Here is a 9,658-nt window from a genome sequence, read left to right on the forward strand (position 1 = left end):
CAGATCGGATATGATCTTCGGAAACGGTGCGAAAATATTCGGACCCATTTGCCCATCCCGGATTGACGATGGCGAAGAAACCAAGTCTATTTGCCAAACAGGGGGTGGACGCATGATCGAATGGCGCGACGACGAGAACCGCGATCATCGTGGCAGCCTGTTCGCGGCATTTGCAGCATTGGCGCGTGGGAAAGCATGGAGTTTTCCGGCACTACGCCCGCATCAGCGCGAACCCTGGCACAGCTTTACCGTACAGGTCGCCGCGCTGGCGCTGATCCGCGCCGGGCTGGACACGCTGCCCGATGGCGAAGCGGCATGGCGCGACCTGCTGATCGGCCTGACGCCGGAATGGCCGAATGGCGAGGCGTGGGAGTTGGTCGTCGACGACTGGTCTAAGCCAGCGCTGTTGCAACCGCCCACCGTCGCGGCAACCGACCGGGCGGCCTATAAGAACCGGCTGGCGACGCCAGATGCGCTCGACATGCTCGTCACCGCGAAGAATCACGATGTGAAGCAGGAGCGCATGGTCGGCGCGAGCGAGCAGGACTGGCTGTTCGCGCTGGTGACGCTGCAGACGACCGAGGGGTTTCTGGGCGCGGGGAATTATGGCGTGTCGCGGATGAATGGGGGATTCGCCAGCCGCATGAGCCTGGGCGTGCGGCCCGGCGGCGGCGCGGCGGCGGGGTTCCGGCGCGATGTGCTGCGGCTGGTCGAACATGCCCGCACCCGCCCCGAACGGCGTGGCGGCATTCCGCTGCTCTGGACCGTGCCGTGGGACGGCACCGTGTCGCTCAATTATGGCGACCTCGACGAACTCTATGTCGAGATTTGCCGCCGGGTGCGGCTGGAGCGAGCGGGTGACGGCGCCATCACGGCGCGGGCGGCAGGATCGAAATGCGCGCGGGTCGCCGCAGCCGAACTGAAGGGGATGACCGGCGATCCCTGGGCGCCGATCAAGGCCGACGGTTCGTCCAGCCATACGCCGACGGGCGCGGGGTTCGGCTATCGCCAGATGGCCAACCTGCTCGACCCGAAGAAGATCGTCCGCCCGCTGCTGTCGGAACCGCATGACGCCGACGACCGCACAGGCCTGTCGATCGTCGCGGCGGCGCTGGTGCGCGGACAGGGCAAGACCGAGGGGCTGCACCGCCGCAGCGTTCCGGTCAGCCGCTGGGACAAGATCAGCGCCTATGACGAAGAACCGCTCGACCGGGTCGGGGCGGTGGCCGAAAAACGTGCCGAGGACGCATATGAAGCCAGCAGGCGGCTCGGCCGTGCGCTGATCTCGCTGGTGCAGGGCGGCCCCGAAAAGGCGCGGCTCGACGATGACGCCGCCAAGAAGAAGACCGAGCGCTGGCTCGAACAGTTCAACAGAACAGTGGATGCCGAGTTCTTCGACCCGCCCTTCTGGGCGGAAGCGGCGGGGGATGAGAACAATCACCGGCTGCTCTGGCGGACCCGACTTCGCGGCATCGCCAGCGAGGTGTTTGACACCGCCGCCCAAGCCGCCCCGCGCACCGAGGTCCGACGCATCCGCGCCATCGCCCGCGCGCGCTCTTTTCTCGATGGTCAGATGGGGAAATGGATGAAGGATGTGCAGCATGGCGAGTGAAGATAATGAAGCCGATGGCCCGCCGATCGACACTTCCGAAAATACCAAGGACTGGATGACTGCAATTGGTAAGCAATTCGGTTCGCTGGATCGCGATCGAAGAGGCCTACCTCCGTCCATGTCATCGGGTGACCGCGCGCTTTTGCGCCGCATGAACCTAAAGCGAGAACGGACGGTAGACGGTGCAGTGATAAAGTTGCTCACCGAAGCCAAAATCCCGCCGCATGTTCAACGGCATGATTTTCAACGCTGGCGCATGATTGCGCATATCGCTGCCATACTGTCCGGCACAGGCAAGCTGACGGCCCACGCCTCACGTCGGCGGCTTGGCGCAGTTCTCAACGAAGCGGACTATTCCGAAAATCGTCTGCTGCGGCTGCTATCGACACGTGGAGAGGCTCTTTACGATCAGGTGTACCGGGCGACACGCGTCATCGCACAAAAGGGCAAGCAACCGGTCGATCTTTGGATGCTCTACCACCTTCTCGGTACCGATCAGAAACAGGCCGAAGAAGCCCGTATCCAAATCGCCAAGGATTATTACGCGGCCGAAGCGGCCGACAAAGGGGACGTCAAGTGACGACTGGCACCACGCAGGGCGCAACGCCGAAGTTCATCCAGATCCATTTCCTGGCCGCTTGGCCCGGCGCACTGCTGAACCGCGACGATGCGGGCCTCGCCAAGCGCCTGCCCTTCGGAGACGCCATCCGCACGCGCATTTCGTCGCAATGCCTGAAGCGGCATTGGCGTGTGGCCGACGACCGTCACGCCATCCAAATGCTCGCGAAGCAGAATGGAATTGAGGGAGTCCGCTCAAAGATCGCGATCGAGCGTGAGGTGACGGGGCCGCTGCGCACCCGCTTCGACAAGGACATGGTCGATGCGGTCGAAAATGCCTTCATCACCAAATTCTACGGCAAGAATGCGGGTGACAAACAGCAGCGTCAGGCTCTGCTTTTCGGACGGCCTGAGATCGACTGGATGCGTGAGGAAGCAGAGCGTCTTCTGGCAGAAAGCGCCAGTGCTGCAGGCGTAAAGGCCGCCGCCGAAGTCTGGATCAAGGAACAAAAGAACAACCTAAACCAGCTTCGCGACCAGAACCTGTTGGCCGCCTCGCTGGAGGCCGCTTTGTTCGGTCGCATGGTGACCAGCGACACGCGCGCCAATCGCGATGCCGCGATCCATGTCGCCCATGCCTTCACCGTGCATGAGGAACAGGCCGAACTCGACTACTTCACCGTCGTCGACGATCTGCGCGACCGCGAACAGGGTGACGATGCGGGCGCGGCGGGCGTGTTCGACACCGAACTGACCTCGGGCCTCTATTATGGCTATGTCGTGGTCGACGTGCCGCTGCTGGTGTCGAACCTGACCGGCTGCGACCGCGCCGACTGGACCGGCGACCATGACCGCGCGCTGGCGGCGCAGGTCGTCGAGCATCTGGTCCACCTGATCGCCGAGGTATCGCCGGGCGTCAAGAAGGGCTCGACCGCGCCCTATAGCCGCGCCGAGCTGGTGCTGGTCGAGGCGGGCGACCGCCAGCCGCGCACCCTGGCCAATGCGTTCCGCGACGCCGTGGCGCTGGTCGATCGTGGCTCCAACGAGACACTCGGAACCCGCGCCGCCGCGAAGCTCCGCACCCATCTGGGCGAGATGGACGCGGTCTATGAGACCGGCGAGGCGCGCCGCCATGCCGCCCTGCCCCAGCTCAAGCTGGACGGCGTGGCCGACGGCAGCCTGCGCGAGCTGGCGGACTGGGCGGGCGCGCTGGTCCGCGATGCGCGGATGCCCGCCGCATGAGGCATATGCTGCTGGACCTCGACGCGCCGCTGATGAGTTTCGGCGGCGATCTGGTCGATGCGTACGGCGTCGTACGCGACTTTCCCGCCAAGTCGATGGTGGCGGGGCTGTTCGGCAATGCGCTGGGCTGGGAACGCTATGAAGCCGCCCGTCACGCCGCCTTGCAGGCACGGCTGACGATGGGATCGCTCCGCATCGCCGAGGGGCAGCGCCAGCGCGAGTTCCAGACCGCCAAGCTGGAGGCGAATGACCGCGGCTGGACCACCCATGGCCGGGTCGAAGGGCGCGCGGGCGGCGCGGACACCTATAAATCGCCGCATATCCGCTATCGCGACATGGACGCCGATGCGCGCGTGCTGGTCGCCTGTCGGCTGGCGGAGGGGGACGGCCCCGATATCGACACGCTCGCCGCCGCGCTCGACCGGCCCGAGCGGCCGCTGTTCATCGGGCGCAAGCCGTTCCTGCCCTCCCGTCCGCTGCTGCTCGGTGTGATCGAGGCGGCGACCATCCCCGACGCGCTGGTCGCGGGACTGGCGACGCTGCGTGAGCCGCCCGCTCGTCAGGAAACCCTGCGCGCGCAATGGCCTTTTGGCGAGCCGACCGGCGACGCCGCCGCGACCGGCACGCGCGAGGACGAACTGACCGACGAGCGCCACTGGCCAGCGGGCGTCCATGCGGGACTTCGCCGTGTGATCCATGGCCGTATCGCCTGGCCGAAGGCGGCGGCATGAGCCTGCACCTCGTTCGGATCGGCATCGCCCCGTGCGACCTCGCCATCTTCGCGGCCGAGCGGCGCTTGAGCGACGACGATGCGGGCTACGCGCTTCACGCCGCGCTTGCCGCCCGGTTCGGCGATGCCGCCCCCCGCCCCTTCCGCTACCTGCCCGATCATGCGCGCGGCCCCCATCTGCTCGGCTATGTCGGCGATCCCGCCGCGTTGGAGGAAGCCGCCGCACTGCCGCCGACCGAGGGTCTGCTGGCCGATCTGTTCGGCATGCCGCAGAGCCAGGCCATGCCGGAGACCTGGCGGGAGGGCGCCCGCTATGGCTTTGACGTGCGCGTCCGCCCCGTCGTGCGCTTCGGCAAGTCGGTCCGCGCCGCCCGCGCCGACCGTCCCGATGCCTGGCAAGGCCGCGCGGGCGAGATCGACGCCTATGTCCGCGCCTGTGAGCGCGTGGCGGCCGAGGGCGGCGACACCCGGACGGTCGATCGCGAGACCGTCTATACCGCATGGCTGGCCAGGCGGCTGGAGGGCGCCGCGACGCTCGACGACGCCACGCTGCGCATGTTCCAGCGCTCGCGTACCCGGCGCAGCACCCATGCCGCGAAAGGCGCGCGAACCCATAGTGTCGAGGGGCCGGACGCGGTGATGACCGGCACGCTGACCGTTACCGACCCGCAGGGCTTTGCCAAGCTGCTATCGGGTGGCGTCGGGCGTCATGCCGCCTTCGGCTTCGGGATGCTGCTGCTGTCCCCGCCGGGACGCGCCGGGTAATGCTTTCCGGCCGCCTGGGCCTGGAAAAGGCGCGCATCCCCCATTCCGACCGGCATGGGCTGGTCTGGCTGGAGCGCGGACGGCTGGAGGTGGAGGATGGCTGCCTGCGCTTCGTCACGGCGGGCGGCGGGCCGCTGGAGGCAGGCGATTATCAGATCCCCTATCATTCGATCTCGATCGTGCTGCTGGGGCCGGGGTCCAGCGTCACCCATGACGCGCTGCGGCTGCTGGCGCGGCACGGCTGTGCGCTGGCCGCGATCGGCGATGGGGCGGTGCGTTTCTATACCGCGCCGCCGCTGATGCCCGACAGTTCGGCGCTGGCGCGTGCGCAGGTGCGGCGCTGGTCCGATCCCAAGCAGCGGATGGAGGTCGCGCGCGCCATGTATGCGATGCGTTTCGGCGAGATCGTGCGCACCCGCGATATCGCCGTGCTGCGGGGCCAGGAGGGTGCGCGGATCAAGCGCGCCTATGTGCTCGCCGCCGAGCGCCATGGCATAGGCTGGAACGGCCGTCGCTATGACCGCGAGAATCCCGAGGCGGGCGACCTCGCCAACCAGGCGATCAACCATGCCGGATCGGCGATGACCGCCGCCGCCAGCGTCGCGGTGGCCGCCACCGGCGCGATCCCGCAACTGGGCTTCGTGCACGAGGATTCGGGCCAGAGCTTCGTCCTCGACATCGCCGACCTGTATCGCCACGACGTACTGCTCGACATCGCCTTCGGCGCGGTGCGCGAGGCGCGCGCAAGGGGCGCCGCGCCCATCGAGCGGCTGGTCCGCAAGCGCGCCGCCCTGCTCTTTCGACAGCGCAGCGTGATCCCCGGCATGATCGACCGGATCAAGACGCTCTTGATGCCCGGTGGCGGAGAGGATGCAGGCGTGGCACCGGGTGGCGGCACGCCGTCGCCGGTGGAGGCCTGATGCCGCTGACCATGGTCATCACCCGCGACGTCGAGGATCGCTATCGCGGCTTCCTGGGTTCCGCGATGCTGGAACTGGCCCCCGGCGTCTATGCCCAGCCACGCATGAGCGCGGGCGTGCGCACCCGTATATGGACCGTCGTCGAGGAATGGCACACCCGCCTGCGCCGCAGCAGCATCGTGATGTGCTGGGCCGAATCCGCCGCCGCCGGGGGCCTGGGGCTGCTGACCCTGGGCGAGCCGCCCAAGGACGTGGTGTCGCATGAAGGCGTCCTCCTGGTGCGCCGCGCTCTGTCCTCCCGCATCCCTGTCAAGCCGACGCCATAACCGTTCGCACGACAGGAGGTCTTTGACATTGTGAACGAAATCAGCGATCTGCCAGGCAGAGGTTCCCCCGCACCCGCGGGGATGGTCCCACGTTGCCGAAATGATGAACAGCATTTTTGGCGGTTCCCCCGCACCCGCGGGGATGGTCCCACGCCAGGCAACACGTCAGCCCGCAAGTTGGTGGTTCCCCCGCACCCGCGGGGATGGTCCCAGATTCGCGCGTCCACCGCGATCGCCATGGCGGGTTCCCCCGCACCCGCGGGGATGGTCCCGACCTGGGCTTGATCGTTAACGGCGCTGCCGAGGTTCCCCCGCACCCGCGGGGATGGTCCCCGGTCGTCGGGGGCGATGCAAGAGGATGTCGAGGTTCCCCCGCACCCGCGGGGATGGTCCCAGATCCCACGGCCCGCCCCAGCGGCGTGGCAGGGTTCCCCCGCACCCGCGGGGATGGTCCCGTCCCTTTGGATGGTGGCGCAGCCCGCTCGCAGGTTCCCCCGCACCCGCGGGGATGGTCCCCACTCCACCGATCTGGCAGCGCCACGCGGCGAGGTTCCCCCGCACCCGCGGGGATGGTCCCCTAATAACACGCCGTTGTCAAGGCAATGCGGGGGTTCCCCCGCACCCGCGGGGATGGTCCCCCCCCTGGCAAGGCGGGTTCGGGGCCACAGCCGGTTCCCCCGCACCCGCGGGGATGGTCCCAACGGCGGTCAGAACGGCGGCGGTTGGGGTGGGGTTCCCCCGCACCCGCGGGGATGGTCCCCGCCAGCTTGTCGAACGGATAGCCGCCCGAACGGTTCCCCCGCACCCGCGGGGATGGTCCCTATCTTGTGCGAATGCCGGAACCGCCAGCAATGGTTCCCCCGCACCCGCGGGGATGGTCCGCGCCAAGATGCGTGCGCGGGTCTTCGGCAAATGGTTCCCCCGCACCCGCGGGGATGGTCCCCCGTTGACGCTGAAGCCCCGCTTGAAGCTACCGGTTCCCCCGCACCCGCGGGGATGGTCCCAGTGCCTGGGCGGGTGGGAGATGACCTATTATGGTTCCCCCGCACCCGCGGGGATGGTCCCGCCCAAGGCCGCACCGCTGGAGACTTCATCTCGGTTCCCCCGCACCCGCGGGGATGGTCCCGTCCTTCAGGTCCAGCTTCAGCTCTTCAATCTGGTTCCCCCGCACCCGCGGGGATGGTCCCTTGAAGGAATTCGGGACGGCGCTCGGGTCGCTGGTTCCCCCGCACCCGCGGGGATGGTCCCCGTGGCACGCTGGCGGAGGTCATCCAGGACGTGGTTCCCCCGCACCCGCGGGGATGGTCCGGTCCACCTCCGCCGCCAGGTCGGACGTGATCTGGTTCCCCCGCACCCGCGGGGATGGTCCCTTCAGGCGGCCGGTAGCCTTCATGGCGCCCGCGGTTCCCCCGCACCCGCGGGGATGGTCCCCATTCGCGGCGACGATCCGCGCTCTCCATGTGGGTTCCCCCGCACCCGCGGGGATGGTCCCGTCGGGAAGCCCTCTATCTGGAGCGCTTCGTAGGTTCCCCCGCACCCGCGGGGATGGTCCCTGATCCGGCTCGGTGATGCCCCAGACCATGACGGTTCCCCCGCACCCGCGGGGATGGTCCCTCATGCGCGAGAAATTCGCGCAGGCCGCGTTCGGTTCCCCCGCACCCGCGGGGATGGTCCCCGCTGCTGATCCGGCCACCGATATTCGGTGGAGGTTCCCCCGCACCCGCGGGGATGGTCCCTTCGCCGGAAATGCCCATCGCGGACGTGAGACGGTTCCCCCGCACCCGCGGGGATGGTCCCGCTGACGAACGAACAGCGTTCGCTGGGCAATTGGTTCCCCCGCACCCGCGGGGATGGTCCCAGCGCCGCCGATGATGATGGTGGCATTTAGCTGGTTCCCCCGCACCCGCGGGGATGGTCCCAGCCGCGCGAACCTGCTGAACGAGGCGGGTATGGTTCCCTCGCACCCGCGGGGATGGTCCCGTCGGCGCGCTCAAGGGCGCGGAACTTTTTCGGGTTCCCCCGCACCCGCGGGGATGGTCCCCATGCCGCCGCCTCGCCCGCGACGCCGTGCAGGGTTCCCCCGCACCCGCGGGGATGGTCCCCGCTTCCACGATCCAACGCTCCTTTCGATCCCGGTTCCCCCGCACCCGCGGGGATGGTCCCAGCATCATCCGGCACCGGCTCCCTGATCTCGTGGTTCCCCCGCACCCGCGGGGATGGTCCCCTTTTCGCCGCGTCGATCAAGCCGACGCTGACGGTTCCCCCGCACCCGCGGGGATGGTCCCGAAATCGACCGAGACGCGGCGGCGACCTTGCGGGTTCCCCCGCACCCGCGGGGATGGTCCCACGCCGACTTCGCGCAGCACAAAACCACCAGTGGTTCCCCCGCACCCGCGGGGATGGTCCTTCGATAGGCCCCGGCGGGCGGGTGCCGTCGAAGGTTCCCCCGCACCCGCGGGGATGGTCCCAGCGCCCCCTGCAGGCGGGGGAGGTGACGGTGGGTTCCCCCGCACCCGCGGGGATGGTCCCGATGCGTGCGAAACCAAGCCCAAAGCAACACAGGTTCCCCCGCACCCGCGGGGATGGTCCCCGCCGTCATTCCTTAATTTGGTCCGGGCGGCGGGTTCCCCCGCACCCGCGGGGATGGTCCCCAAACATGCGTGCTATTCTTCTTGCTTCGTGCGGTTCCCCCGCACCCGCGGGGATGGTCCCTTCACCCTGCGCGAGGCGCTGGAGTCGTTCAAGGTTCCCCCGCACCCGCGGGGATGGTCCCCAGCTGACCGTCACGATCCCGACGCCCGGCGCGGTTCCCCCGCACCCGCGGGGATGGTCCCTTGTCATGACCCCCGTGCCGATAGATCAGGTCGGTTCCCCCGCACCCGCGGGGATGGTCCCATATCAGGAGCTGAGCCAGTCGGGCCTCGGCAGGTTCCCCCGCACCCGCGGGGATGGTCCCAAATCGAGCAGGCCCTCCTTGGCGAGCAGGGGGGTTCCCCCGCACCCGCGGGGATGGTCCCCGCCTTGGTGATGGCTTCTTTGTTGAACTTGCGGTTCCCCCGCACCCGCGGGGATGGTCCCGATGCCGGCAGGCCCGGCTTGTTCGGATGCTCGGTTCCCCCGCACCCGCGGGGATGGTCCCCGCTTGATCTTGTGGACGTCGGGCTTATAGACGGTTCCCCCGCACCCGCGGGGATGGTCCCGGGTGGATCGTGTACTTCGACGCCGCCCGCCAGGTTCCCCCGCACCCGCGGGGATGGTCCCTGGCCTACTGGGTCGGCTACTGGGACCGCGCCGGTTCCCCCGCACCCGCGGGGATGGTCCCGCGCTGACGCCGGGCGTCCTGGCGGCGGGCGAGGTTCCCCCGCACCCGCGGGGATGGTCCCTCGGTCGGAAGCTGGAGCGCGGCGCATGACCCGGTTCCCCCGCACCCGCGGGGATGGTCCCGCCCGTGGCTGACATACCATTCGGATATTGGGGGTTCCCCCGCACCCGCGGGGATGGTCCC

At 68.7% G+C, this 9,658-nt stretch carries 7 protein-coding genes and 1 CRISPR repeat array; all 7 genes read left to right on the plus strand.

The genetic code is table 11. From position 1 onward, the window contains the following. The first annotated feature begins 112 nt into the window (after nt 1-112). From casA to cas2e, 7 genes are read left to right on the plus strand one after another with little or no spacing between them, the layout of a single operon-like run. Complete coding sequence (gene casA, locus SP5_RS14820) at nt 113-1,612, plus strand: type I-E CRISPR-associated protein Cse1/CasA (protein ID WP_042490173.1); 1,500 nt, start codon at nt 113-115, stop codon at nt 1,610-1,612. After that, nucleotides 1,602-2,192, plus strand: a complete 591-nt coding sequence (gene casB, locus SP5_RS18855) for a type I-E CRISPR-associated protein Cse2/CasB (protein WP_217995704.1) — start codon at nt 1,602-1,604, stop codon at nt 2,190-2,192. Before casA ends, casB begins: the two co-directional genes overlap by 11 nt. Next, entirely contained in the window at nt 2,189-3,412 is a 1,224-nt protein-coding gene (gene cas7e, locus SP5_RS14830) for a type I-E CRISPR-associated protein Cas7/Cse4/CasC (protein WP_042490177.1), read from the plus strand. Before casB ends, cas7e begins: the two co-directional genes overlap by 4 nt. Continuing rightward, nucleotides 3,409-4,143 carry a type I-E CRISPR-associated protein Cas5/CasD gene (gene cas5e / locus SP5_RS14835; RefSeq protein WP_042490178.1) on the plus strand — a complete coding sequence of 245 codons (735 nt, stop codon included), beginning with the start codon at nt 3,409-3,411 and terminating at the stop codon, nt 4,141-4,143. Before cas7e ends, cas5e begins: the two co-directional genes overlap by 4 nt. Continuing rightward, complete coding sequence (locus SP5_RS14840; RefSeq protein WP_042490179.1) at nt 4,140-4,907, plus strand: type I-E CRISPR-associated protein Cas6/Cse3/CasE; 768 nt, start codon at nt 4,140-4,142, stop codon at nt 4,905-4,907. The genes cas5e and SP5_RS14840 overlap by 4 nt, the downstream gene beginning before the upstream one ends. Beyond that, nucleotides 4,907-5,827 carry a type I-E CRISPR-associated endonuclease Cas1e gene (gene cas1e / locus SP5_RS14845; RefSeq protein ID WP_042490182.1) on the plus strand — a complete coding sequence of 307 codons (921 nt, stop codon included), beginning with the start codon at nt 4,907-4,909 and terminating at the stop codon, nt 5,825-5,827. The genes SP5_RS14840 and cas1e overlap by 1 nt, the downstream gene beginning before the upstream one ends. Next, nucleotides 5,827-6,153 carry a type I-E CRISPR-associated endoribonuclease Cas2e gene (gene cas2e, locus SP5_RS14850; protein WP_042490184.1) on the plus strand — a complete coding sequence of 109 codons (327 nt, stop codon included), beginning with the start codon at nt 5,827-5,829 and terminating at the stop codon, nt 6,151-6,153. The genes cas1e and cas2e overlap by 1 nt, the downstream gene beginning before the upstream one ends. A 60-nt stretch (nt 6,154-6,213) precedes the next feature. Then, nucleotides 6,214-9,658: direct repeats of the CRISPR family, unit length 29 nt; unit sequence GGTTCCCCCGCACCCGCGGGGATGGTCCC.

Source organism: Sphingomonas parapaucimobilis NBRC 15100, assembly GCF_000787715.1.
Taxonomy (GTDB): domain Bacteria; phylum Pseudomonadota; class Alphaproteobacteria; order Sphingomonadales; family Sphingomonadaceae; genus Sphingomonas; species Sphingomonas parapaucimobilis.

Coding starts and splice junctions, on each gene's coding strand:
- casA (WP_042490173.1), top strand. CDS start 113: ATGATCGAATGGCGCGACGACGAGAACCGCGATCATCGTGGCAGCCTG.
- casB (WP_217995704.1), top strand. CDS start 1,602: ATGGCGAGTGAAGATAATGAAGCCGATGGCCCGCCGATCGACACTTCC.
- cas5e (WP_042490178.1), top strand. CDS start 3,409: ATGAGGCATATGCTGCTGGACCTCGACGCGCCGCTGATGAGTTTCGGC.
- SP5_RS14840 (WP_042490179.1), top strand. CDS start 4,140: ATGAGCCTGCACCTCGTTCGGATCGGCATCGCCCCGTGCGACCTCGCC.
- cas1e (WP_042490182.1), top strand. CDS start 4,907: ATGCTTTCCGGCCGCCTGGGCCTGGAAAAGGCGCGCATCCCCCATTCC.
- cas2e (WP_042490184.1), top strand. CDS start 5,827: ATGCCGCTGACCATGGTCATCACCCGCGACGTCGAGGATCGCTATCGC.